This window comes from Stenotrophomonas sp. STEN023 (assembly GCF_056760135.1).
In genome coordinates this window covers 12424-34422 of the sequence record NZ_JBRREF010000050.1, presented here as the reverse complement: position 1 = coordinate 34422, position 21999 = coordinate 12424, and the positions used below count along the sequence as shown (strand labels likewise).

The 21999-nt window shown below is 60.8% G+C and carries 27 protein-coding genes and 1 pseudogene; 5 read left to right on the top strand and 23 right to left on the bottom strand.

Features of this window, described 5'->3' with window-relative positions; translation table 11 throughout:
* Positions 1–152: 152 nt before the first annotated feature.
* Entirely contained in the window at positions 153–881 is a 729-nt protein-coding gene (locus ACVOLV_RS14470; protein ID WP_481555002.1) for an alpha/beta fold hydrolase, read from the top strand.
* A 27-nt stretch (positions 882–908) separates the two neighbouring features.
* On the opposite strand, the gene ACVOLV_RS14465 is transcribed toward ACVOLV_RS14470, so the two are convergent.
* A complete protein-coding gene (locus ACVOLV_RS14465) occupies positions 909–1796 on the bottom strand; it encodes an SDR family oxidoreductase (protein WP_481555001.1) in 888 nt (295 codons plus the stop codon).
* A gap of 118 nt (positions 1797–1914) precedes the next feature.
* Here ACVOLV_RS14465 and ACVOLV_RS14460 point away from each other — a divergent pair, with 118 nt between their 5' ends.
* The gene (locus ACVOLV_RS14460) at positions 1915–2832 is read left to right on the top strand and encodes a LysR family transcriptional regulator (protein WP_481555000.1); all 918 of its coding nucleotides are present in this window, start codon (positions 1915–1917) and stop codon (positions 2830–2832) included.
* A gap of 79 nt (positions 2833–2911) precedes the next feature.
* Here ACVOLV_RS14460 and dkgB read toward each other — a convergent pair whose 3' ends face one another.
* Together dkgB and ACVOLV_RS14450 are read right to left on the bottom strand one after the other, a co-directional pair.
* Positions 2912–3712: a 2,5-didehydrogluconate reductase DkgB gene (gene dkgB / locus ACVOLV_RS14455; protein ID WP_481554999.1), complete on the bottom strand. Its 801-nt coding sequence runs from the start codon at positions 3710–3712 to the stop codon at positions 2912–2914.
* Between the two features lie 81 nt (positions 3713–3793).
* Positions 3794–5008 carry an MFS transporter gene (locus ACVOLV_RS14450; protein ID WP_303747940.1) on the bottom strand — a complete coding sequence of 405 codons (1215 nt, stop codon included), beginning with the start codon at positions 5006–5008 and terminating at the stop codon, positions 3794–3796.
* A 121-nt stretch (positions 5009–5129) separates the two neighbouring features.
* Between ACVOLV_RS14450 and ACVOLV_RS14445 the strand changes: the two genes are divergently transcribed.
* Positions 5130–6035 (top strand): LysR substrate-binding domain-containing protein, encoded by a 906-nt coding sequence (locus tag ACVOLV_RS14445; RefSeq protein WP_481554998.1) that lies wholly within the window; start codon positions 5130–5132, stop codon positions 6033–6035.
* 424 nt (positions 6036–6459) lie between these two features.
* Here the strand turns inward: ACVOLV_RS14445 and ACVOLV_RS14440 are convergent, their stop codons facing one another.
* Both ACVOLV_RS14440 and ACVOLV_RS14435 read right to left on the bottom strand, forming a co-directional pair.
* Positions 6460–6747, bottom strand: a complete 288-nt coding sequence (locus ACVOLV_RS14440; protein ID WP_481554997.1) for a hypothetical protein — start codon at positions 6745–6747, stop codon at positions 6460–6462.
* A gap of 78 nt (positions 6748–6825) precedes the next feature.
* Complete coding sequence (locus ACVOLV_RS14435) at positions 6826–7782, bottom strand: aldo/keto reductase (RefSeq protein ID WP_481554996.1); 957 nt, start codon at positions 7780–7782, stop codon at positions 6826–6828.
* A gap of 180 nt (positions 7783–7962) precedes the next feature.
* Between ACVOLV_RS14435 and ACVOLV_RS14430 the strand changes: the two are divergent.
* Positions 7963–8820: pseudogene (locus ACVOLV_RS14430) on the top strand (class I SAM-dependent methyltransferase).
* 146 nt (positions 8821–8966) lie between these two features.
* Positions 8967–9506, top strand: a complete 540-nt coding sequence (locus ACVOLV_RS14425) for a pseudouridine synthase (protein ID WP_481554995.1) — start codon at positions 8967–8969, stop codon at positions 9504–9506.
* A gap of 59 nt (positions 9507–9565) precedes the next feature.
* On the opposite strand, the gene ACVOLV_RS14420 is transcribed toward ACVOLV_RS14425, so the two are convergent.
* The 18 genes from ACVOLV_RS14420 to ACVOLV_RS14335 all read right to left on the bottom strand — a co-directional run bounded on the left by ACVOLV_RS14420 (position 9566) and on the right by ACVOLV_RS14335 (position 20933).
* Positions 9566–9913, bottom strand: a complete 348-nt coding sequence (locus ACVOLV_RS14420; RefSeq protein ID WP_481554994.1) for a GRAM domain-containing protein — start codon at positions 9911–9913, stop codon at positions 9566–9568.
* Between the two features lie 153 nt (positions 9914–10066).
* On the bottom strand, positions 10067–10417 hold the full coding sequence (locus ACVOLV_RS14415; RefSeq protein ID WP_481554993.1) for a hypothetical protein: 351 nt from the start codon (positions 10415–10417) through the stop codon (positions 10067–10069).
* A 431-nt stretch (positions 10418–10848) separates the two neighbouring features.
* Entirely contained in the window at positions 10849–11229 is a 381-nt protein-coding gene (locus tag ACVOLV_RS14410; RefSeq protein WP_481554992.1) for a VOC family protein, read from the bottom strand.
* 110 nt (positions 11230–11339) lie between these two features.
* The gene (locus ACVOLV_RS14405; RefSeq protein ID WP_481554991.1) at positions 11340–11777 is read right to left on the bottom strand and encodes a T6SS immunity protein Tdi1 domain-containing protein; all 438 of its coding nucleotides are present in this window, start codon (positions 11775–11777) and stop codon (positions 11340–11342) included.
* 107 nt (positions 11778–11884) lie between these two features.
* Positions 11885–12394 carry a hypothetical protein gene (locus ACVOLV_RS14400; RefSeq protein WP_481554990.1) on the bottom strand — a complete coding sequence of 170 codons (510 nt, stop codon included), beginning with the start codon at positions 12392–12394 and terminating at the stop codon, positions 11885–11887.
* Between the two features lie 63 nt (positions 12395–12457).
* Positions 12458–12985, bottom strand: coding sequence for a demethoxyubiquinone hydroxylase family protein (locus tag ACVOLV_RS14395; RefSeq protein ID WP_481554989.1), 528 nt, complete (start codon positions 12983–12985; stop codon positions 12458–12460).
* A gap of 469 nt (positions 12986–13454) precedes the next feature.
* Positions 13455–13739 (bottom strand): hypothetical protein, encoded by a 285-nt coding sequence (locus tag ACVOLV_RS14390; protein WP_481554988.1) that lies wholly within the window; start codon positions 13737–13739, stop codon positions 13455–13457.
* 71 nt (positions 13740–13810) lie between these two features.
* Positions 13811–14200 carry a hypothetical protein gene (locus ACVOLV_RS14385; RefSeq protein ID WP_481554987.1) on the bottom strand — a complete coding sequence of 130 codons (390 nt, stop codon included), beginning with the start codon at positions 14198–14200 and terminating at the stop codon, positions 13811–13813.
* 69 nt (positions 14201–14269) lie between these two features.
* A complete protein-coding gene (locus ACVOLV_RS14380; protein WP_481554986.1) occupies positions 14270–14674 on the bottom strand; it encodes a hypothetical protein in 405 nt (134 codons plus the stop codon).
* A 208-nt stretch (positions 14675–14882) separates the two neighbouring features.
* The gene (locus ACVOLV_RS14375; RefSeq protein ID WP_481554985.1) at positions 14883–15245 is read right to left on the bottom strand and encodes a DUF1801 domain-containing protein; all 363 of its coding nucleotides are present in this window, start codon (positions 15243–15245) and stop codon (positions 14883–14885) included.
* Between the two features lie 69 nt (positions 15246–15314).
* Positions 15315–15902, bottom strand: coding sequence for a metal-dependent hydrolase (locus tag ACVOLV_RS14370; RefSeq protein WP_481554984.1), 588 nt, complete (start codon positions 15900–15902; stop codon positions 15315–15317).
* Between the two features lie 64 nt (positions 15903–15966).
* Entirely contained in the window at positions 15967–16419 is a 453-nt protein-coding gene (locus tag ACVOLV_RS14365; RefSeq protein ID WP_481554983.1) for a hypothetical protein, read from the bottom strand.
* 104 nt (positions 16420–16523) lie between these two features.
* Positions 16524–17531, bottom strand: a complete 1008-nt coding sequence (locus ACVOLV_RS14360; protein ID WP_481554982.1) for an alpha/beta hydrolase — start codon at positions 17529–17531, stop codon at positions 16524–16526.
* A gap of 142 nt (positions 17532–17673) precedes the next feature.
* Positions 17674–17988 (bottom strand): hypothetical protein, encoded by a 315-nt coding sequence (locus ACVOLV_RS14355; RefSeq protein ID WP_481554981.1) that lies wholly within the window; start codon positions 17986–17988, stop codon positions 17674–17676.
* 53 nt (positions 17989–18041) lie between these two features.
* Positions 18042–18605 (bottom strand): NADAR family protein, encoded by a 564-nt coding sequence (locus ACVOLV_RS14350; RefSeq protein WP_481554980.1) that lies wholly within the window; start codon positions 18603–18605, stop codon positions 18042–18044.
* A 304-nt stretch (positions 18606–18909) separates the two neighbouring features.
* Entirely contained in the window at positions 18910–19332 is a 423-nt protein-coding gene (locus ACVOLV_RS14345; protein WP_481554979.1) for a hypothetical protein, read from the bottom strand.
* Between the two features lie 501 nt (positions 19333–19833).
* Complete coding sequence (locus tag ACVOLV_RS14340; RefSeq protein WP_481554978.1) at positions 19834–20163, bottom strand: hypothetical protein; 330 nt, start codon at positions 20161–20163, stop codon at positions 19834–19836.
* A gap of 368 nt (positions 20164–20531) precedes the next feature.
* On the bottom strand, positions 20532–20933 hold the full coding sequence (locus ACVOLV_RS14335; protein WP_481554977.1) for a hypothetical protein: 402 nt from the start codon (positions 20931–20933) through the stop codon (positions 20532–20534).
* Between the last annotated feature and the right edge of the window lie 1066 nt (positions 20934–21999).

Sequence of the window (21999 nt, the reverse complement as noted above, 5' to 3'; positions counted from 1 at the left end):
CCCCCCCCCCCCCCCCCCCCCCCCCCCCCCCCCCCCCCCCCCCGCGCCCCCCGCGCGCGGGGGGGGGGGGGGGGGGGTCGCGCGCCCCCCGCGGCTGTTGTTCCACCCCCACGCCTCACCCCCAACACACCCCAAGGCGCGACAATAGCGCCATGCAAACGAACCAGAACCCAGCAGCCAGAACCCCGCTGCTACTGCTGCCCGGCCTGCTCAACGACGCCACGCTGTGGCAGGCCCAGCTCGAAGCACTCGCCGACATCGCCGATTGCCAGGTCGGCGACCTCACCCAGCAAACCACAATGCGCGCGGTCGCCGAGGACGTGCTGGCCAAGGCCCCGGCGCAGTTCGCCCTGGCCGGCTTCTCCCTCGGTGGCTACGTCGCCCAGGAAATCCTGCGCATCGCCCCGCAACGGGTACTGAAGCTGGCACTGCTGGACACCTCGTTCAAACCCGACTCGCCCGAGCGCGCCGCGCAACGCGTGGCACAGCAGAACAGCGTGCGCCTGCCCGGCACCTTCCACGGCTTCGGCGACAAGCTGATGCGCAGCTACATCGATGCTTCGCGACTGGATGACCAAGCGTTGGTGGATACCGTGCGCAGCATGACCGCGCGCCTCGGCGCTGAAGTCTTCCTGCGCCAGAGCCAACTGCAACGCAGCGACGGCAGCGAGGTCCTGCGCGAATGGCAGGGCACCGCCTTGATCATCTGCGGGCGCAATGATGCGATCACGCCGCTGTCCGTAAGCGAGCAGATGGCCGCACTGATGCCGCAATCAACGCTGGTGGTGATCGAAGACTGCGGCCATCTCGCGCCTTTGGAGAAGCCCGAGGAAGTGAACGCAGCGATGCGCGCGTGGTTGCTGCAGGGTAACGGCAGCTGATCCCGAGAAACGCCTGAGCTCCATAGCTCAGTAAGCAAACGAAGCACGGTGCTTGCGGATGAATTCCGCCCAGCGCACCGGCTCGCGGCCGGTGATGGTGGGGAAGTTTTCGAAGGTGGCTTCAATCCCCGGCACGCGGCGCTCGGCGATACGCTGGAAGTTGTCGCGCACGCAGTTCATATAGGCCATCTCGGCGCCGGCCGCGCGCATGTCTTCCAGGAACACATCCGGGCTGAGCGCCTCGTAGCGGAATGGCTGGCCAAGCAGCTCCGTCATCAGCGCGGCAACCTCACCATAGGACTTGGCGTCGTAGCCCAGCCGATAGGTCTGCCCGGCGTGCCGCTGTGGCCACGCCAGCGCCTGTGCGGCTGCCGCAGCGACGTCATCACCGTCGACCCAGCTGAAGCGCGCATCGCCGGTGTACTGGCGGATGACGCCGTCGACCACGGCGCGGGTGCCGTCGTAGCTGAGCAGGTTCTGCATGAAGGCTTCCGGCCTGAGGTGGGTGAACGAGAAGCCATGCCACTCGATGTAGCGTTCCACCAGCTGATGCCAGGCCCAATGCCCGATGCTGGCGTCATCGCCGCCGCAGGCACCCAGATGCACCACGTGCCGCACGCCGGCCTGCTTGGCCGCATCGAGGAAGACCTTGCTCTGGCGCAGCATGTCCACGCTGTAGCCGGTGACCAGGAATACGCGATCAATGCCCTGCAGCGCAGGCAGCAGCGAATCTTCCTTGTCGAAATCGAACATCACCGTGCGAATTCCCTGCGCCTGCAAGGTGGCGGCCTTCGCCGGTGAGCGCACTGCTGCAACCGGTGTGACCGCATCTTCCAGTAGCAGGTTTCTCAAGGTTTCGGCGCCGATCTGGCCGGTGGCGCCGGTGACAAGGACGGTGGGGCGTTGCTGGCTCATTGCTGCCTTGGATGCTTGATCGAAGAGAGCGCCCAGCCTATCGTGGAGAAATATTCCGTTCTGCGATGATTTTTACCGGAATTACGGAAATTGATTCTTTGATCGTGAAGCCCGCCGCATGCACCCCTCCGAACGCCTGAAAGGCCTCGACGTCTTCGTCTGTGTTGCCGATGCAGGCAGCTTCACTGCGGCAGCGGAGCGCTTGCACCTCACCGCTTCGGCCGTCGGCAAGTCGATTGCGCGATTGGAAGAACGATTGGGCCGTACGCTGTTCCATCGCACGACCCGGCGCATGTCGCTGACCGAAGCCGGCATCGCCTTCCACCGGACTTGCACTGAGGTGTTGGCAAGCCTTGAGGAAGCCGAGGTATCGCTGCGGGCAGAGGATCACGAGCCAAGTGGCCGCGTGCGCATCGATCTACCGGCAGCGTTCGGGCGCCTGCAGGCGCTGCCGATCATCCTGGGTTTCGCCCAGGCCTATCCACTGACGCGGCCGCAGGTGTCGTTCTCGGACCGCTTCATCGATCCGGTCGAGGATGGCGTCGATATCATCGTCCGCATCGGTGGGCCCGAAGCGTGGTCTTCGCTGGTCGAGCATCGCCTGCTGGGCCACGAGCAACACGTGTTCTGTGCGGCTCCCGCCTATCTTGCCGCGCATGGCGTACCCACAACGCGTGAGGATCTGCTTGGGCAACGCTGCATCGCCTATGGGCGCGCCGATGGTTCGGTCAGTCCATGGCGCTTCGCAGCTGCACTACCAGGCGAAGTAGAGCTGCAGATGATGCCGTCCCCGCTGGTAGTGGGAGATGGCGAAGGCCAGGTCACCGCTGCGCTGGTCGGCAGCGGCATCGTGCAACTGCCGACCTGGCTGGTACGCAGCCATCTTGAGGATGGCGCGCTGCTGGAAGTGCTGCCGCATCTGGCCAGCCAGGGCCTGCCGCTCACCCTGGCCTGGATGAAAAGCCGGCGTGAGCTGCCAACGATCAGCCTGTTACTGGAAACGTTGGCGCAAGAGTTGGCATCGCGTATCCGCTAGTAACGCCGCAATCGCAGCGGCTCAAAGCATGGCGGGCAGGCATCGCCGGCCCGCCATGGCTTTACTCAGGAGCCGCGTTTCAATCCCAGGCCGGCGCGATACCCGGATTGGCTACACGCTCGCCGCGATCCAGCTCCGCGATCCGTGCCATGTCTTCAGCATCCAGATGCAGCTGCGCTGCCTGCAGGTTGCCGGCAAGGTTCTCGCGCTTGGTCGATGACGGAATCACCGCATAGCCCTGCTGCAGCGCCCAGGCCAAGGCGACCTGCGCGGTGCTTGCCTGATGCTTGTCGGCAATGGCCTGGATCACCGGGTCGTTCAGCACCGCGCCATAGGCCAGGCTCATGAACGCGGTGACATGGATGCCCTGCTCACGCAGGTAGGCGATCAGGGCGCGGTTCTGCAGGTAGGGATGCACTTCGATCTGGTTGGTGGCGATGGCATCGGCGCCGAGGATGGCGATGGCCTGGCGGGTCAGGTCGATGGTGAAGTTGGAAACACCAATCGCCTTGGTCAAACCCAGCGCCTTGGCTTCGCGTAGCGCACCGAGGAACTCGGCCATCGGCACTTCGTCCTTGGGCGAGGGCCAGTGGATCAGGGTCAGGTCGACGTGGTCGGTGCGCAGCTTGCGCAGGCTCTCGCGCAGACTGGCAAGCAGGTCATCGTGGTGGAAGTTGCTGATCCAGATCTTGGTGGTCAGGAACAGCTGCTCGCGCGGCACCGTGCCGCTGGCGATTGCCGCGCCCAGATCGGCCTCGTTCTCGTAGATCTGCGCGGTGTCGAAAGCACGGTAGCCAAGGTCCAGTGCGTTGTGCACGGAGTCGGTGAGGACCTGATCCTTGAGGCGATAGGTGCCAAGGCCAATAGCGGGAATGGTCATTCAAATCTCCAGAAATTCGCGCATACAGGCTACGCCGTGCAGCGCTAACGAAAAGATAAAAGGGAGTAACAGCGTGTTCCGTCAATGCGCGCTGACGGCGATGCCTTCGGCGCGGACATCCAATCCGTCGCGGCGATCCAGGCGGCCACTGAGTACAGTCAATGCCAGCGCACCCAGCACCACCAGCGCGCCGATCCACGGCGTGTGCATCAAGCCGATGTGATCGACCACCAGGCCGCCGAGCGAGGCACCCAGTGCGATGCCGATGTTGAAGGCGGCGATGTTCAGGCCGGACGCGACATCCGTTGCCTGCGGCACGAAGCGCTGGGCCTGCTTGACCACGTAGACCTGCAGACCCGGCACATTGCCGAACGCCACTGCGCCCAACGCCAGCACCGTCAACAGCACCAACCAGCGGTTGTAAGCGGTGAAGGTGAGCACCAGCAGCACCAGCGCGAGCAGGCCGAAGATCAGCGTCAGTGCAGGAATCGGACCGCGACGGTCAGCCAAACGCCCGCCCCACAGATTGCCGATCGCCACCGACACACCGTAGACCAGCAGCACCGCACTCACCGCATTGGCCGAGAAGCCGCTGACGTCCTGCAGGATCGAGGCGAGGAAGGTGAAGGACAGGAAGGTGCCGCCATAACCCAGCGCAGTCATCGCATAGACCAGCAACAGGCGTGGCTGTGCCAGCACCGCGAACTGCTGGCCGAACGTGGCCGGCGCACTGCGCGGCAGATCACGCGGCACGAACAGCAGGCTGCCGAGCAGGGCGATCACGCCCAATGCAGCCACCGCGAGGAAGGTTGCACGCCAGCCCAGGTGCTGGCCGATGAAGGTGCCCAACGGCACGCCGGTCACCAGCGCGACGGTCAGCCCGGTGAACATGATCGCAATCGCGCTGGCAGCCTTGTCCTTGGGCACCACCGAAGTGGCGATGATCGAGCCGATCGAAAAGAACACGCCATGCGCCAGCCCGGTCAGTACCCGCGCCACGATCAGCGAGCCATAGCCGGGTGCCATCCACGCAATCAGGTTGCCGACGGTGAACAGCAGCATCAGTGCCACCAGCAAGGCCTTGCGTGGCACCCGCCCGGTCAAGGCCGTGAGCACCGGCGCGCCCACGGCAACGCCCAGGGCGTAGAGGGAAACCAGCAGCCCGGCCGAGGGCAGGCTGACATGCAGGTCGGCGGCAATGGTCGGGATCAGCCCGACGATGACGAATTCGGTGGTGCCGATGGCGAACGCACCCAGCGTCAACGCCAGCAAGGCAAGGGGAATACCGCGTGACATGGGCGAATCCTCGAAAAGGGCTGCGCAGTGTGAGCGCGGAACTCTTGCCGAAAAATGCGGTTTCCTGCCAATTACTATTGATTTAAAGTCAATAATTACCCGTCACCCGCAGGCCGCCCCGATGAAAACCACCCTGGATGAGATGCAGGCCTTCATCGCCGTGATCGACACCGGCTCGATTACTGCGGCAGCCGAGCAGCTGGGCCAGACCACTTCGGGCGTCAGTCGGGCGCTGGGGCGGCTGGAAGAGAAGCTCGGCACCACCTTGCTGACCCGCACCACCCGCCGCCTGCAGCTCACCGACGAAGGCGAAGCCTTTCTCGCCCAGGCGCGCGCTATTGTCGCCTCGGTGGATGCTGCCGAGGAGCAGATCGCCGCGCGGCGTGGCACGCCGTCAGGGCGGCTGCGGGTGGATGCGGCGATGCCGTTCATGCTGCATGTGATCGCGCCACTGGTGCCAGGCTACCGCGCGCGCTACCCGCAGGTGGCGCTGGAGCTCAACAGCAGCGAGCGCTACATCGATCTGCTGGAACGGCGCACCGATGTGGCGATCCGCATTGGCCCGCTGTCGGATTCCACCCTGCATGCGCGGCCCTTGGGTCACAGCCGCCTGCGTGTGCTGGCCAGCCCGGCTTACCTGCAGCAATACGGCACACCGAAGAACGTGGCGCAGCTGCAGGCGCACACCTTGCTGGGCTTCAACGAACCGGATTCGTTGAACCATTGGCCTTTGGCGAGCGAGAGCCGCGAGCGCCTGCATGTGCGTCCGGCACTGGCAGTATCCAGCGGCGAGATCCTGCATCGTTTGGCGTTGGAAGGCGTCGGCATCGTCTGCCTGTCCGACTTCCTGACCGAAGCCGCGCGTGCGCGTGGGGAGCTGGTGCAGGTATTGCCGAAACAGACCTTGGATACGCGCCAACCGATCCACGCCGTGTATTACCGCAACACCGCGGTATCCGCGCGCATCAGCTCCTTCCTGGATTATCTCGCCGAAGCAATGGCGTCACCGGTTGTGGGAGCGGCGTAAGCCGCGAAGCTGACATCATCAAAGCCACCGGCATGCGCGTGATCTGATGATGTCGGATGCTGCCGTGCGCGGCGTGCTTTCGCCCCCTCCCTTTTGCGCAGCAAAGGGGAGGGTTGGGGAGGGGTAAGCGCTTCAGCTTCCGACGTTGCAATGGTTTCGCGGCTCACGCCGCTCCCACAACAAGGCCAGTACCAATGGCCCATCGGGTTGTGGGAGCGGCGTAAGCCGCGAAGCCGACATCATCCAAACCACCGGCCTGCATGTGATCCGATGATGGCGGGTGCGGCGGTGTGCGGCGTGCTTTCGCTCCCTCCCTTTGGCGAAGCCAAGGGGAGGGTTGGGGAGGGGTAGGCGCTTCAGCTTCTGACGTTGCAGTAGCTTCGCGGCTCACGCCGCTCCTGCAAAACCAAGCCGGTAATCTCGCTCAATGCTGCTCGGCATGATGCCAGGCATGGCGCACCAGCCAACGTGCCTCATCCCAGGAAACCGCCAGCGCCGGACTATGCCGGTGATAGCTGTCCTGCAGCACTTTGTAGAGCTGTTCTTCGTTGGCGCGTGGGTAGGCCAGGTACACGTCGTAACCCATTTCCAGCAGGCGCTGGTAATGGTCGAACTCGTGCTGGCCAAGATGACCGATGGCATGCACGCCGCGCCAGTAAGTCAGTTCGGCGTGGCGATCGATGCTGCGCTGGGCTGTAGGTGCGGTCTGCATGGGTAGGACTCCGTTCGCGGTCTACCCCCTGTCCGGCCGATCCTACGACGCAGGCAGAGGGTGTGCAACTCGCCCAATTCAGCTTTCTGTGCTGGCAGCATCCAATTGCGCGATCTGCTCTGGGCTCAAGCCAAGCTGCGCCGCTGCCAGTACTTCCTGCAGCTGTTGCACGCTGGTGGCGCTGACGATCGGCGCAGTGATGCCGGGGCGTGCGATCAACCACGCCAAGGCGACTTGCGCCGGTGACGCCTTGTGGCTGGCAGCCACATCATCCAACGCCTGCAGAATGCGCAGGCCGCGCGGGTTCAGATAACGGTCGGCAACCTTTGCGCCGCGCGCCGCGCTCTTGCCTACATCGTCAGCGCTGCGATATTTGCCAGTGAGAAAGCCACTGGCCAGCGAGTAATAACTGATCACACCGATGCCGTGTTCGCGCGCCAGTGGTTCCAGCTCGGCCTCGTAGCCGCTGCGGTCGTAGAGGTTGTATTCCGGCTGCAGGGTTTCGTAGCGCGGCAGGTGGTAGTCGGCGGACACCTTGAGCGCATCACGCAGCCGCTCGGCGCTGTAGTTGGAAGCACCAATCGCACGCACCTTGCCAGCCTCGATCAAGCGCGCGAACGCGCCAAGGGATTCCTCAAGCGGCACCGACTCATCGTCTTCGTGGGCCTGGTAAAGATCGATCACATCGGTCTGCAGGCGGCGCAGCGAATCCTCGACCGCCTCATTGATGTTGTCAGCCGACAGGCCAGGATGTTCGGCCCACTTCGCAACCTTGGTGGCGATCACCACCTTGTCGCGCTTGCCGCTGCGCTGCAGCCAGCGGCCGATGATGGTCTCCGACTCGCCGCCGCGGTTGCCCGGCACCCATGCCGGATAGACATCGGCGGTGTCGATCAGGTTGAAGCCGCCATCGACGAAGGCATCAAGCAGGCCAAAGGATGTCTTCTCATCGGCGCTCCAGCCGAAAACGTTGCCACCAAAAGCGATGGGGCTGACATGGAGACCCGAGCGGCCAAGTTCGCGTGACTGGGGCATGCGTTGCTCCTTTGTTGTTCAGTTCAACAGCATAGACGGCATGCGTTCCAATTCCGTGGCAACGTCGTGAATACAGCGTTCCGTGAGCCGTTTCCACGCTAACGGGAAGTAAACATTTGCATGCTGCATTGCACTTGCAGCCGCGTGCTAGGCTCGCGGTTTCAATCGACGGAATTCCGCATGAAGAAGCCTGCCCCGCTGTTGTGTGCCTGTCTGCTGGCGCTTGCCAGCACCCTGTCTGCCGGCACTGCGCTGGCCCATGAAGCCGCTGCCAGTACCACTGACGCACAGGTTTCGCCGCAGCTGCAGGCCGCTATCGCCGGCAGCTGGCGTACGCCGGCCAACGTGCTGCGCGACGAATACCGTCACCCGGCGCAGACCCTGGCCTTCTTCGGCCTGCAACCGACCCAGACGGTCATCGAAATTACACCGGGCGGCGGCTGGTACTCCGAAATTCTTGCGCCCTACCTGCGCGATGGCGGCAAGTACGTTGCCGCGGTGGTTGACCCGGCAGCATTGCCGGCTGGCGGTGGCCGTGATTACCAGCAGCGCTCGCGCGATGGCCTGAGCAAGAAGTTTGCTGGCGCTCCGGCCCAGTTCGATCGTGCTGCCGAGGTGGCTTACAACCCGGCTGCACCGGTGCTTGGCGCACCGGGCTCGGCGGATGTGGTGCTGACCTTCCGCAATGTCCACAACTGGCGTTCCTCTGGCCAGGCCGAGGGCATGTTCAAGGCCTTCTTCGACGTGCTCAAGCCGGGCGGCACCCTGGGTGTGGTTGAACACCGCGCCAAAGCTGACGTGCCGGCCGATGACGGCAGCGGCTATGTTGGCCAGGCGCAGGTGATTGCCATGGCCGAAGCCGCTGGTTTCAAGCTGGCTGGCAGCAGTGAGGTCAACGCCAACCCGCGCGATACCAAGGACTAACCCAAGGGCGTGTGGACGCTGCCGCCGTCCAACAGCCATGACGCCGCCGATGCCGCCAAGTACAAGGCCATCGGCGAAAGCGATCGCATGACGCTGCGCTTCGTGAAGCAGTAATACGGCCGCGATTGGGGATTCGGAATCGGGCAGTGAGATAATGCGGGGCCGCGATGCTTGGCGTGCGGCCCCGCTTCTTTGAGCTGCGATGCCAGCTGATCGCCTGGCAGCAGCGCATCCATTCTTCTCCCCAATGTCTGCATCAGATGCTTATCGCCCTCAACAAACCCTTCAATGTGCTCTGTCAGTTCACCGACAGCAGCCAACCGCCGCGGGCGACCCTGGCCGGCTTTGGCCTACCGGCCAACGTGTATGCGGCAGGGCGCTTGGACTACGACAGTGAAGGTCTGTTGCTGCTCACCGATGATGGCAATCTCGCCCATCGCCTGACCGATCCACGGCATAAGCAGCCCAAGACCTATTGGGTGCAGGTCGAAGGCACGCCCACCGATGACAAGCTGCAGGCGCTGCGTGACGGCGTGCAGCTCAATGACGGGCCAACGCTGCCTGCGCGCGTTGAATTGCTGGCTGCTGCGCCCAGCCTGTGGGAGCGCAATCCGCCCGTACGTTTCCGCAAGACCGTGCCGGACAGCTGGCTGGCAATCACCCTGCGCGAAGGACGTAATCGTCAGGTTCGGCGCATGACCGCTGCAGTCGGACTACCGACGTTGCGATTGGTGCGTGCGGTGATGGGGCCGTACGCGCTTGAGGGACTGCAGCCGGGGCAGTGGCGCAGGGTGGATTGAATCGCGCAGTCTGGCGCGAACCAGGCTGCGGTCCACAGCCATTCCAACTGATGCCAGCATCAGGTCAGGTCACGCGCGCGGTGTATTGCATCCGCCCAGTGGCTGCGGCCGAATACAACGAAGCGATGCACCTCATCGCGCGTATGCACGGCCAGCGAATTGGGCATCAACGGGAGCACGCCCAGAAAACGCGTCCAACAACGCTGTACCGAGCTGATCGTCCGCAAAGGGACCTCGCTGTCACCGGACTGCACATTGAAACGATGGGCCGAAAACAGCAGGCGCTGATTGGTCAGGTACAGTTGGCCACCAACGGTCTCGATCCCCCGCTGCATGTTGGCAGCGCCTTGCTTGATGACACGCTCGTCGATGTTGAGGACCAGTCCCACGTTGCTGTCTCGCTCCATGCTGGACCGGTACCGGAAGGCACGGTCGCGGCGAAGAATGGCTGAGTTGGCAGCTGTCGACAAGTGTCAGGCCGATGGAGCAGGTGCGGCGGCTCTCAACGTCCTTGTCGAGAGCGTCGCCGCCTGTGCGCGAGGACAGATTCAATGCCGTGCTCACCAGATCTCGATGGTGGTCGCGAAGCCCGCTGGATCATGCGCGTGGATAGCGATCTCTGCCGGGATGAAGCTTCCTCCTCGATAGGTGGGCATGGCCGAGTAGCGACTCAGCTTTCCTGCACGCATCAAGGGCAACACGGTTCTGATGTCGATCCTGCGCTTCTGCTCCGCGACCCATACCGGTACAAACACCGTATTGTCCGCAGCGCACTCACCGCCAAGTTCTTCCGGAACCAGTTGCAGGAAGGCCAGCTCGCGTCGCAGAACCGCTGCTTCGCACTTTTCCCGCGTATCGAAATAGCCGAAGTCAGCGCATCCGATCCTTCGGCTGCGGCGCCCATCGTGCATGAAGCCCTCCTATGGCTTTCCAGGCAAAGGCGACGACAACCCTCAGAGCAGCGCAAACTAGATCCTGTGCTGTTGATTGCAGTGCTGCGAACCGAGGATTCGCAACGCGGCGGCTTCGTCTTGTGGAGCCGAGAGGATACGAGAGTTTGCAGTAATCACCTTGTTACCACTCTGCATGAGGTGGCACAGCTGGGGCATGTGAGCGCGCAGCGCGTGTGTGCAGGGGACGTTCTGCAAACTGGAACGCCGCGTTGCGCAGCGGCAGCTCGGCGCATAACGCGCATTGGTCACAGCGTCGAACGGTCAGTTGCTGTGCCATTGACTAACGAAGAAGCGGCACCACGGAGCCAGGCGATGGTTGGGCGCGTGGATGGAGTCGCCGCAACCGTGCGGAGAACACTCAGCTGCAAGCTTCGTCGCCCATCCTGCAGCTACTGCCCCGCAGGCGGCTCCCATAGCTCGATCTTGTTACCTTCGGGGTCCATCACCCATCCAAACTTTCCCTGCTCGGAATTCTGCGGTTCACCCACAACAGTGCAGCCCTCCTCGCGCAGTGCTGCAAGCAGTGCATCCAGATCGTCCACCCGGAAGTTGATCATGAAAGACGCAGTCGAAGGCGCCATATAGTCGGTGTCAGCAGCAAACGGGCTCCATATCGTCGCACCTGCTGGACTGTCAGCACCGCCCCACTGAAACACCGCGCCGCCCCAGTCGCTGACATCCAGCCCGAGGTGCTCGCGGTACCAGGCGGAAAGCGCTTTTGGATCGTTTGACTTGAAGAAGATACCGCCGATGCCGGTTACGCGTTTCATACCGAATCTCCTCACGTTGAAAGGTTTCCGCGGAGTTGCGAACTCGGGCGGTGCCGGGCTTTGAAGTGGATACGTCCCTGGCACGGCTAACTCAAAGAGCGCATTGGTAGCTAATCGACAATATTGATCCTGACCTTGGCGCCATCGGGAAGATTTGCGGTTTCCTTGGCGAGGTGGCCAGAGGCCGAGATCAGTTCAGTCAGCGAGATCACGCCGAGGTTGTCACCACCGTACTCGCCACCAAGCGCGCCCGGAACCTTGAGGCAGTACTTGTAGCCCGGTTGTAACGGGCCAAGGCGCTCGCGCGCTTGGTCAACCAGGGCCTGCATCTGCCAGTCCCCAACGAACTCCGCATTTCGGGACAACTGATCAAGTTCCTCGCGGGTTGCCGCGACCACCTCGCAGTACAGGTCTTCGGGGCAAATGCGCCAGTAACTGCCAGTGTGATCCTTGATCATCAGGTTGCCGAAATCGTTCTCTCCTACGATCTGGCCGGGATCCAGTCCCGTCCAGCCCCAGGCATCCTTGATGGTAGTGATGAGTTCCATGCGTTCCTTACGACGAGCTTCAGCAGGCAGGCGGGGCAGGACCGAATGAAAAGAAACCTACGAACCTGCAAACAGAATGATGCACCGGATTCTGTAGTCTGCTCCAACTATCTGCGGTTGAGAATACGCAGCAGGCGTTCTGCTTCCGCATGCAGATGAGGGGAGTTGTCATGCGTCCAGCTGTCATCGCACCAGTCACAGCAGTTGTATAGATCACCTTGCCACCATTGGCTGTCGGTGGTAGCTGGCCTGGGTTGGGGAGCGTCGGCAAGGGCCAGGTTGAACCCGCTATCCAAGTGATCAGCCAGTCGACACAATGCCTGCACCGATATGTCTCTTGCTACGAAGGCGATCAGGGACTGGCGCAGAATATCTTCGGCAATGGCTTCAGCCTCCACGGATATTGGCTGGAAGCCGTTGACATCTTCGGCCATCCTCAGCAGCAGTGCCGTAGCCAGTTCCGGGCTGGGTTGTGGATACAGATCCCAGATGAGGGGATGTAACTCATCCGTAGACATCACTGCAGCGTCGGTCCAGCGCGACAACTCTTCAGAACTGCCGACTCCACACCAGAACTTCATGGCGAGGAGGTTCAAGTCTGCGCGAATGCTATCCATGATGTCGGCCTTCGGGATGGCATTGAATCGCTACCAGGTGCCATCGCAGGTGGCTACTCGAGCTCACAGCCGCATGCCAGCCCATATGACCGCCTCCGTCGACGCAGACACAACCGGAGTGAGCAGCTTGGGCCAGAATGTGCCGGGCGGGATGTGAGCAAGCGATTGGTCATGGTGCTCCTGCTCCTCCGCCACGATGGAGGTGATTGCGGCGACGGCGAGCGGGTCCTGGCCTTGAAGCACGGAGAGCTGATGCTGCAGATGCCTCAGCACGACGGCTTCGACGGCTGCGGTGGTGGCCGCTATGGCGCCAGCGCCCAATAAGCCGGTGACAAGGCCGAGTGCCAGACCTCCCGCACCGCAGAGCCAATAGCTCCGGCAGCGCCGAACGCAGCGCCGCTCCAGCTCGGCAGCAAAGATTGCGCGGTGTCCTTCCTCGTGGCAACGGAATTCCGCCAGCTGCGCAACCATCGCCGGGGCGGTGAGCCTGGCGATGAAGATCTGCCCGCGGTAGATGTTCACCGCGCCATGTTCACCGGCATGGTTGACCTTGATGATCCGGTTGCCGATTTCATTGCAAGGACGTTGCACGACTTCTCCTGTACGGCGGTCAACGGAGGAGCCAGATTGCTCCGTGATCCGAACTTGGCTTGAATCAAAAATTGTAGCCGAGCAGTGTTAGCTCTGCGCCGCGTCGAGTCTGGGCCATAGATGCTGCGCCAAGCATTCCAGATCGGCCCTGGACAAACCGCAAACAGCCGGAAGTCGATCTGCGGCGATCGTGGATGCGCCATGCAAGGTCTCCCGCAAGGCGCCTTGGACTGCCAGTGCAGCGAAAGGCGGCTTTGCCTCCAGGGATAACGGCCAATCCTCAAGGAGCCTGGAAAGATCAGATCGCTCGAACCCGAAGAGCATTGGGCACTCCCAATCCCAAGCCCGCAGCCAGTGTTCAAGCACGCCATGAAGTGCGCGCAGCTCTGCGATTGATAAATCGGAAGTATCCATGGGATCCAACGACGTAATGGGCCGCACTGGGCAGCATGTCGGTAATGGTGAGGCGTCAGCCCGCATTGCGGGGAATGGCAACGATGAAAGGATAGGCGGATGCAGTGGATCCCGCTGCCGCGGCAAACATGATCAGCAGCTCCACAAGCGAGGGGGCGATAACTGCGTACTCCCAAAACGCTGGCTCGGAGCCATGGACCACCCGGTCTCTACCTGGGCCTTCCAGGCAATGCGTGAAGTACTGATAGGAGCCGTTGACGGACAGGAACAGCAGGAAATGCGATTGCCAGAAGCTTCGGATCGCAGCGCACAACTTGGTATCCGAGCGCCTGCGCGGCATTGCTCGAGAATTCCACGCATGACATAGGCTTCGTTGTGGGAGTGAACCACCCACGCGTGGCTGCCTTCCGCTTAAGTATCATCGGTTGCGCCGCGAAGCTGGAAACTGGCCAGTGCCCGGCATGCAGCTGCAGACAAGTCCGCCCATTCCCTGGTTTGTATGAATGCCTTGATGTCTGGGAGATCACGCGGCGTTCTTGCATCAATGGCATTGATGACTTGGAGGAACTCCAGAACGGCCGCCTGCTCTGTGCGCGAGAAGATGGGAAGGGTGAGCCGCTCCACGGCCGATTGGTCAGGCACCCAATCCTCCCACCCATTGAATAGTTCATTGGCAACCTGTACATGGGGTGCGGAGCGCTGATACGCAAGTTGCAAGTCTGCGGAAGACATCAATTGAAGATGCTCCATGATCCTGGAGCGAATGCGCAACTGGAGTGCTTCAGTTGTGATCACTTCCATTGCATTGCCTTGCGATGGGGTGGGGACGATCCAGTTGCTACATCGGCTCGGACGCGTCTCTCGGCACGGCTACCACTCACGCCATTCTTCAGTGATGTCTTCACCACCGCCCACGCCCGCCGCGGCAGCGGCTTGGATGATGAGCTCGCAGATCTGCTCACGCTGGTCTGTCTCAATCAGGGAATGATCGCAACTTTCGTTGAGCACGTTGAGAGAAAGCACGGTTTCTTTGACGATGCCGATCGCTGATTCCGTGTTGCCCGAACCCGCGGATCGAGTCTTCTCAATGAAGGCCGTGAGGATGGAATCGCACTTGCCGATGTCCTCCTCGGAGTAGCCAGCATCACCCCCGTCTGCGGCTGCGCTGTCCATGTATTCGCGCATTCCCTCAAGAAGATCGGCCTTCAAAGCGTTCAGTTGTTCTGTTTCCATAGTTCCCTCTGTGGAATGTGCAATGTTGGTGCTGCGCGTCATTCGGTGAGCTGCGTCGGGCTGTAACCCCGGGACATCATAGTGAATTCCCGGCCCAAGGTGCCATGAACACAGCTGGTGACAATGCTAGGACCGAAGAAAGCCAGTCGGGCGCTCCGTTGTAGCCGACCGCTGACCCCGACACCAACTTATCCAGCGTCGGGGAGTTGAACTAGGCCTGTCGATGCAGAAGCGCGGCAAGAGTGGATTCTCACGTACCACGCGCTGCCGCTTCCAGAGCCAGTGGAAGATAGTGAGCCAGTGCCTTTGTGCTGATGTCAGCTGCGGAGCGCAACTTGATATGGCGGCGGCCTTTGCCGTTACCCTCAAGCTGGCCAAGTGCGTCCGCGATCTTCGCCCCGCTGCCGAACTCCACAGATACGTGCTGCTTATAGGCGAACACACCGCAGAACTGCACACCGGATGAGAACAAGATGCCGCCATATTTGACCTGTTCGGTCACGGTCGGGATTGTGCTCTTGACCAGCTGGCGGACGGCGTCAACCAAGGCCAGCTGTTCTTCGCCAAGTAGGCTGATGTCCTCAAGAAGTGCCTGGATGGATTTGCTAGCCATTACATTGGACCGGATGAGTGCCTGGCGCCTTGTTGAACAGGAGTAGCAGCTTGGGAGCTTTGTATTCACTCAGCGCTGCAGGCCAAAAGACCAAGCCGCGAAAGCCAGCCAGACCGGAGCAATCAGCATTGCCGCACGTGCGATGGTGAGAGTGGGACATCGTCTTGCAACGGCCACCATTAGTGCAAGTGCCGGTAACAGAATGGCGAGCTCAATCAGCAGGTTTCGCCAGAGGTAATAGTTGCCAATGCGCAGCTGGCCGGCGCTGGGAAGAACACCAAAGGCAATGGCTATGTCAGGCGCGGCGAGCGGCCAGAGCAAAGGCAGTGGATGGGCACCGACCAGCAGGTCCAATAGCGGATGCGAAGCGCTTGCGGCGGCAAGTGCCCAGAATGGCAAGTGAGCTACGCCTGCTTCTCGCCAAGAGGTGGTGCACCACCAAGCCGCCAACGAGCTGGCCAACGCGAACAGCAGTGTGTGGGTAATTCGCGGCGCCGCAGAATAGTGGAGCAGCCAAACCGCGAAGTAGTCAAAATCCGGGCAGACGGCTAGAAGCACAAATAGAGGCATTGTGCGCAATGCACGCAGATCCGATAGTCGGTTGCAGGAGAGATAGGCTGCTACCCCTACTGAAATATGACCGAAAAGTGAGGACATGCAGTGTTCTGGAGTTGCGTTGGCGTGGTTGGGTGGCGAACGTCCGGGTCGGCTTGAGGAGGTTCTAGGCCGCGCCTAAGCTCCCGATAGCGGCCATGACGAGCTCCAGCTCCGCTGGTGTGGTCCAGGTAACTTCCGGAGGTTCAACTGAGAGCACATTTACTATATCGCTACCAGAGATGATGCAGTAATGCTGCGGAACCAGGTCAAAGGTGATCGCTTTCACCGAGCTCTTTGCCCAAAAGGAGTTGTCTATCTGAAGAAATGGGAAGGTCCATGAACCGCCGGGAGACTTGGGAAGCACCGGGCTATCGGATTCACCCGGCCATTGATGGGAGAACTCTTCATGCGTGCAAACAGCTTCAAACCCCTCGAAGCGGAGCACGAGAAGCTTCCCTTCTTCAAAATTTCCATCGCAGACGAGCGTCATCGCGCCGGCGACGTGCTGCAGGATGAACACGCCCGATAGGAACGCTGGTACGCGTTCGATCGGAAGCCAAGGCTTGAAGATTTGCATGGGTTTTGCAGTGCGTGAAACCAGAATGGACCTGAGCGACGGGCCAGTCTGGGTGTGAAGGGAAGGGGATGTGCTGCTCAGCTTGGATCGTTGTTGCAAGGCCGTCAAAGAATGCCGATTCCAACAAGCCATTGCAGCGCATCATCAGTCCACCGATCAGTGTCCTTGCCCTGCTTCTTGACGCCGAACGCGTGCCCGCCGGTTTCATAAAGCCGCAGCTCCACACTCACGCCAGCCTTCCTCAGCTCCCGCGCGTACACTTCCGAGTAGTAGGACGGATCGACGGGGTCGTCCTTGGCATGTATGAGCAGGGTAGGTGGCACGTCGCCCGATACCTCGATGTCGGTGTTCAACTGCTGCGCCGCGATGGATTTCGGCGTCTTGTTCTTGTGCTCCATCGTCAGGTGGCCGGGATAAACGGGTATTGCGAAATCAGGCCGGCTGCTTAGTTGATCGGCCTCGTCGATTGGCGCGTAGGATCGATGTTTGAATCCTGTAGACGAAAGTACCGCCAGATTTCCCCCGGCCGAGAATCCCATGACGCCGATCCTGTTCGGATCGATGCCGTATGTCGCAGCGTTGTACCGGACGAGGGAGATGGCCCGCTGGGCATCCTGCAACGCCATCGGGATGGCTGGCTGCTCGTGCCTCCTGGTGACGCTGTTCCAGTTGCAGCCGGTATTCGGAACGCGGTACTTCACCAGAATGCAGGTGATGCCGGCGTCAGTCAGCCATCTGCAGACATCCGCGCCTTGGGGCCCCAGTGTGCTCTGTGGTCCTATCGCCAGCGCCTTGAAGCCACCACCCGGGAACACCAGAATCGCCGCGCGCGAAGCGTTCACCCTGGGCGAATAGACCAGATACGTCGGGCGGCTCGACGACCACGTTTCTCCAGCGAGCGCCTTCACGCCGTCGAGGAACACTTTGGAATCTTCGGCCCATAACGGAACTTCGAGAGAGTAGCCAGCAGCAGGCGCTCCAGCGACCGCAGGGCTTGCTGGCAGCAGGGGCGCCGGCGCACTCGGCAGTTGCTGCTCACCGCTTGAAGCGAAGGCTGTGGAAGATGCGCTCAATGCAAGTGCGCTCAGCAGAAGGGCGGCTAACGACGGCATGTGTGTCCTTTTCCAGCCATTTGGCGTGCGGTGGGGGCAGTTTCTGGATAGAAGTGCCACACAGCGACTTGGAGTTTGGATGCGCTGGCTGGGTCAGTCTATAGGCTGGAACGCGGTTGAATGTATGGCCCACAACCAGCCCTCAGCCTCCATCCTTGGGCTCGAATGGTTGCTGTATCCATTCCGCGCCTGCGGCGGGTCTGGTGGCGCACCAGCCAGGCGGCATTTCTGCGAGCTCACCAATGCTTGGATCGGCCTCGAACATGCAACCAAGGCAGACGAGCTTCATGTCTGTGGTTTCAAGCGTGGTGCCGCAGAGGAATTGCCAGTCGCCGTCGCGATCGTGATGGACCTCGCGCACAGGCTCCGTGCCTTGCATGGCCTGCCGCGTGGTGAACACCGCCGTATTGGTCGGCAAGTTGAAAGGCCAAGTGCAAAAAGTATGCGAATGACTCATGCGAGATCCAACCCTGGGTTATGCCACGGCGCAGCCTCGGCTTGATCGTAATGTCATCCCGCCTGCGAGGTGAGGCGTTCACGCACGATCATAAGCGCGAACCCAAGCAAGTTGAGGCCTTGCCACGTGTTTGGGTTACTGGCCCGAGGATCGTCAGCCGCAAGGCCAATACCCCAGATCGCGTCCACCGGGCTGGCCTCAACCAATACCTTGTTGCCCGTTCCGCATAGGAAGACGGCCAACTTTGGCTCCTGGCTGAACTTGGCGTAGTTGCCTTCGACGACGGTCTCAAATCTATGCTTGTTCCATAGCGTATCGCTGAACCCAACGACCTCCCGGCCCAAGGCCTTGGCAGCACCAGGACTCGCGGCTGCGAGGATGCGCTCACGTGTTGATGAGTCACCAGACAATCTGGATTTCTCGGCCATCATGTAATGCTCGGCCGTTGGGTAGTTGATGCCCTCCAGCTGAAATGGCGAGTGGTACCACTGACTGAAGCAGCTGTTCGAGGGGGCACCGTCGGGACGCGGTTGATGACCCCAGAAATGCAGATAGGAAAAATTCTCTCCGGCGCCCACGCGAGCGCGGAGATCTTGAATGGATGTTGGGGTAGTCATGTTGTTTGGATGGTCCAGCGTTGAAATCGTACCGACCCGCGATGCGGGTCTGACTTGAACTAGCGGCCAGGCATTGCAATTTTTCGGAACGGGAGTATCAGGTCATGCTCCTCAAGTACCGTGATGCGTTGGGAACGCATACCCACCAGCCTGCCTTGCAAATCCGCCAGATCATCAAGCGCGTCAGGGCCGCCGGCTGGTGCATCGGCTGGAAAAGCCATAGTGGCGCTGGGCCGATCGTCAGCTTGAGGCATTTACCAAAGCGACGGGACCTCTGGCTTCGGATCGAGCAGATCGGCAGGAGTCACTGCCAGAATCTCCACCAGCTTCTTTTTCCAGCTTGCTTCGGTGCGCCACCACCAGGGCGGTGAATTTCCGCAGACTGCCCGTCAGCGACAGAGATTCCAAGTGCGTTGGCCTCGGCGATGATGAAAGGGACGACCTCGTCGACGCGGGAGAATGAGATCGCGAGCATGCCCATTTCATGGGCAAAGTTGCCAATCATGGGCCCGTCCGCCCAAGGGCTATTGTCCATCTCCGGATCATCATCCGGGTAGCTGCAGAGGCAGGGATACCGGGCAGTGAGCAGCGCATGCAGCTGCACAAGTGCAGGTGCCTTCTCGCGCGCGTCATCGTAGTAGGACTCACACAGCGTTTCGATATGTTGCCATGCTTGTTTGTCGTCTTGCGGAAGCGGCCCAACAATCAGATCAAGCGTATAGCTCATTGGTGAACTCCAACTCTGGAACCAAGCAGATCCGCGAAGCGGCTTCGGCTTAAGTGAATCGTTAGGCCTCACTCTGCGACATGCGAAGCGAGAACCTCCTGAACGCTGGATGATGCTATGCCTTGGCGTGAAGCTGCGTCCAGAAGGCCACGAGAAATGGTGTAGTTGCCCTGTGGCAATTGCTTGTGAAAGGGTGGGTTCTGAGGGGAAAGCATGATCCATATGTTCTTGGATCCGTCGCTACTGGAACGACTAAAAGCGCGTAACCATCAGTACTGGTGAACTTAGGTGCTGCTACCACGTCTTGCCGCGCGCCGTACTCGCGGGACTGGAGAATCGACCATTCGCGCTTGTCTCCAAACGACTCGCGGCCATCTACGGAAGGAGAGCAGCCTGAAGTAGATGTCATAACTAGCAATAGAACGAGCCATACTTGCTTCATGTGAGAACCAACTCTGGAATTGAACCGCACCGCGAAGCGGGTTCGGCTTGGGTGAATGGTCAGGCCGCAAATCTGCAAAGTGGCCTTGGCATCACCATGTGCGCCTCTGGATAAGGACCTGATATTCCCAGTAGAAACATGGCTACTGAAAACGCTCTGTGGAGTGTTGGCCGGAGAATCGCTCGATGGAACGACGTAGCCAGAGGCTGCACGAACGTGTAGACCTGGGAGCCGATCAGGAAGACAAAGAGGTCCAACCCAAGCGCATCAACGAGTGGCAACAACAGTCGCAACTCGGGATGGGAGGCTAGAACAGCTATCGCAATAATCGTGGCGACAACTACCAGATAGCGATACCAACGCTGCTTGCGCCACTCGAACATCTGCATTTCTCAGTCCAACCCCGGAATTAAGCCGCGCCGCGTAGCGGCATCGGCTTGAATGAACTGTTAGGCCCTGGCGGGATGGTACTTGCGCATGAAATCCCGCAGTAGCCCATCCGCAACCTCTTTGTTGCCCGTACAGTACGCAGAAAACATGGACAGGTACTCCCGCATCTTTTGTGGGTCATCCCGCAAATCGTATACCAAGCTGACTCGGCCATGCCGTGATACGGCGGTGGCCCAATCGCCGCGGTCGAGGCTGAAGAATATCCAGCAGTGCTCTGCTTCCAGGTAATCGTCTGAGAGCTTGCTGCAATTGTTGGACGCAAGCACCCTCGCAGCTGCGAAAGTAATCTCAGGTTTGCGGGAGTCTGTCATGCAGGCGCAACTTCGGAATCAGCCCGCGTGCCGGCTGATTCTGAGCAGCGGTACCTGACAATCTTATTGCCTGGAGTGCCGGTGTTGTCTGTCAGCATGCACCCATCCGACGACAGCTTGAATTTTGCCGCTGCGAGCCAAGTCTCGCCCTCTCCTGAGAGCTCCACAATCAAGGCAATCTCGTCACCGCGCATCACTGCTGACCTGACTGGGCCATCGCTCTCCCAGTAGTAGATATGGCGCGGGGCCAGGCGGAGCGCCAGATCGTCCACATCGGAGCCGCAGGAAGCTGGGCTGCTGGCCCAAGCGCCGACGAACCTTTCTGGCACGGCCACATCAGCGGCCGTGGGGGCTGGTGACAGGGCTAACAGTGCTATTGCGAGAACGATGACCTGCATAACCTATCCTTGGCGGCCCAACTCTGGAATCAAGCCGAGTCGCGAAGCGAATTCGCCTTGAATGAATGGCTAGGTGGCTGCGCATGGTGGCGCAACTGCCGCCAGAACATCCGCGCCACAGTTTGCGCAACAGAACCTGGGCCTGCCAATCGTGTTGTAAGCAACTCCGTCTACAGCCAGACCGCAACGAACGCAATGAAATGTCTCCACAGACGTTTGGCCGGCTGCTGGAACATGTCTAACTCCCTGTTCGTCAAACTCAACGACCCACCATCGACGCTTGTGGTCGTACTGCGCGATGCCATGCCCCTCTAGGTCCTCAGTCTCATCGGACTGATCGTAGGTTACGAGCGGCAAACCAATTGACAGTACAGTCCCAGCATTTGATAGATCCCGAATGCTACCGAACGTGTCCAAGACGACGGCGGTACGGCTGGGGTCAACAACGCCGCAAACGAGGCCGTTGAAGTCCGCGTAGATCCGCACTTTCGTCGATATTGCCATTGCCACCGAGCTCTAGAATTAAGCCGCGCCGCGAAGCAGCGTCGGCTTGAATGGACTGTTGGGCCATAGCCTACTACTCATTGGCGGGCATGGTGCTTATCTCGGACTCACCAGACCTGGAAACGGTTATCGCCCACAATTTGTTCTGTTGTTCGTCGTGAAACTCGGCTAGGAACACGCCACGCGTGTGAGCTGAGACCTCAAGTGCAGAGCAGAGTGCCGGGCCCTTTAGTGTTGGCCCTTCCGGAAGCGCGCTCAAACGCTTGCAAGCGATCTCTCTTGCGGAAGCCTCCGAGACCTTGCCACACGCGCTGATGGAGCCGAAGAACATGATGAGCAGGAGCCATCTCATGGCCTAACTCCGGGACTAAGCCGACCCGCGCAGCTGGTTCGGCTTGAATGAATGGTTAGGCATCATAGAGCGCCCGAGATGGAACTGAAAACAGCCGTCGGATCTTTGGATAGGCAGGCAACAATCGCGGACTTGATTGGAGGTCCGTTCGGGCCGAGTGACGCGTGTGAGATCACCAGATCTCCATTCTGAGTCCACCACAAGTCGAAT

What these genes read in the sequence shown, in the direction of transcription:
- ACVOLV_RS14470 (WP_481555002.1), top strand. Translation starts at nt 153, where the DNA reads ATGCAAACGAACCAGAACCCAGCAGCCAGAACCCCGCTGCTACTGCTG.
- ACVOLV_RS14465 (WP_481555001.1), bottom strand. Translation starts at nt 1,796, where the DNA reads ATGAGCCAGCAACGCCCCACCGTCCTTGTCACCGGCGCCACCGGCCAG.
- ACVOLV_RS14460 (WP_481555000.1), top strand. Translation starts at nt 1,915, where the DNA reads ATGCACCCCTCCGAACGCCTGAAAGGCCTCGACGTCTTCGTCTGTGTT.
- dkgB (WP_481554999.1), bottom strand. Translation starts at nt 3,712, where the DNA reads ATGACCATTCCCGCTATTGGCCTTGGCACCTATCGCCTCAAGGATCAG.
- ACVOLV_RS14450 (WP_303747940.1), bottom strand. Translation starts at nt 5,008, where the DNA reads ATGTCACGCGGTATTCCCCTTGCCTTGCTGGCGTTGACGCTGGGTGCG.
- ACVOLV_RS14445 (WP_481554998.1), top strand. Translation starts at nt 5,130, where the DNA reads ATGAAAACCACCCTGGATGAGATGCAGGCCTTCATCGCCGTGATCGAC.
- ACVOLV_RS14440 (WP_481554997.1), bottom strand. Translation starts at nt 6,747, where the DNA reads ATGCAGACCGCACCTACAGCCCAGCGCAGCATCGATCGCCACGCCGAA.
- ACVOLV_RS14435 (WP_481554996.1), bottom strand. Translation starts at nt 7,782, where the DNA reads ATGCCCCAGTCACGCGAACTTGGCCGCTCGGGTCTCCATGTCAGCCCC.
- ACVOLV_RS14425 (WP_481554995.1), top strand. Translation starts at nt 8,967, where the DNA reads ATGCTTATCGCCCTCAACAAACCCTTCAATGTGCTCTGTCAGTTCACC.
- ACVOLV_RS14420 (WP_481554994.1), bottom strand. Translation starts at nt 9,913, where the DNA reads ATGGAGCGAGACAGCAACGTGGGACTGGTCCTCAACATCGACGAGCGT.
- ACVOLV_RS14415 (WP_481554993.1), bottom strand. Translation starts at nt 10,417, where the DNA reads ATGCACGATGGGCGCCGCAGCCGAAGGATCGGATGCGCTGACTTCGGC.
- ACVOLV_RS14410 (WP_481554992.1), bottom strand. Translation starts at nt 11,229, where the DNA reads ATGAAACGCGTAACCGGCATCGGCGGTATCTTCTTCAAGTCAAACGAT.
- ACVOLV_RS14405 (WP_481554991.1), bottom strand. Translation starts at nt 11,777, where the DNA reads ATGGAACTCATCACTACCATCAAGGATGCCTGGGGCTGGACGGGACTG.
- ACVOLV_RS14400 (WP_481554990.1), bottom strand. Translation starts at nt 12,394, where the DNA reads ATGGATAGCATTCGCGCAGACTTGAACCTCCTCGCCATGAAGTTCTGG.
- ACVOLV_RS14390 (WP_481554988.1), bottom strand. Translation starts at nt 13,739, where the DNA reads ATGCCGCGCAGGCGCTCGGATACCAAGTTGTGCGCTGCGATCCGAAGC.
- ACVOLV_RS14385 (WP_481554987.1), bottom strand. Translation starts at nt 14,200, where the DNA reads ATGGAAGTGATCACAACTGAAGCACTCCAGTTGCGCATTCGCTCCAGG.
- ACVOLV_RS14380 (WP_481554986.1), bottom strand. Translation starts at nt 14,674, where the DNA reads ATGACGCGCAGCACCAACATTGCACATTCCACAGAGGGAACTATGGAA.
- ACVOLV_RS14375 (WP_481554985.1), bottom strand. Translation starts at nt 15,245, where the DNA reads ATGGCTAGCAAATCCATCCAGGCACTTCTTGAGGACATCAGCCTACTT.
- ACVOLV_RS14370 (WP_481554984.1), bottom strand. Translation starts at nt 15,902, where the DNA reads ATGTCCTCACTTTTCGGTCATATTTCAGTAGGGGTAGCAGCCTATCTC.
- ACVOLV_RS14365 (WP_481554983.1), bottom strand. Translation starts at nt 16,419, where the DNA reads ATGCAAATCTTCAAGCCTTGGCTTCCGATCGAACGCGTACCAGCGTTC.
- ACVOLV_RS14360 (WP_481554982.1), bottom strand. Translation starts at nt 17,531, where the DNA reads ATGCCGTCGTTAGCCGCCCTTCTGCTGAGCGCACTTGCATTGAGCGCA.
- ACVOLV_RS14355 (WP_481554981.1), bottom strand. Translation starts at nt 17,988, where the DNA reads ATGAGTCATTCGCATACTTTTTGCACTTGGCCTTTCAACTTGCCGACC.
- ACVOLV_RS14350 (WP_481554980.1), bottom strand. Translation starts at nt 18,605, where the DNA reads ATGACTACCCCAACATCCATTCAAGATCTCCGCGCTCGCGTGGGCGCC.
- ACVOLV_RS14345 (WP_481554979.1), bottom strand. Translation starts at nt 19,332, where the DNA reads ATGAGCTATACGCTTGATCTGATTGTTGGGCCGCTTCCGCAAGACGAC.
- ACVOLV_RS14340 (WP_481554978.1), bottom strand. Translation starts at nt 20,163, where the DNA reads ATGCAGATGTTCGAGTGGCGCAAGCAGCGTTGGTATCGCTATCTGGTA.
- ACVOLV_RS14335 (WP_481554977.1), bottom strand. Translation starts at nt 20,933, where the DNA reads ATGCAGGTCATCGTTCTCGCAATAGCACTGTTAGCCCTGTCACCAGCC.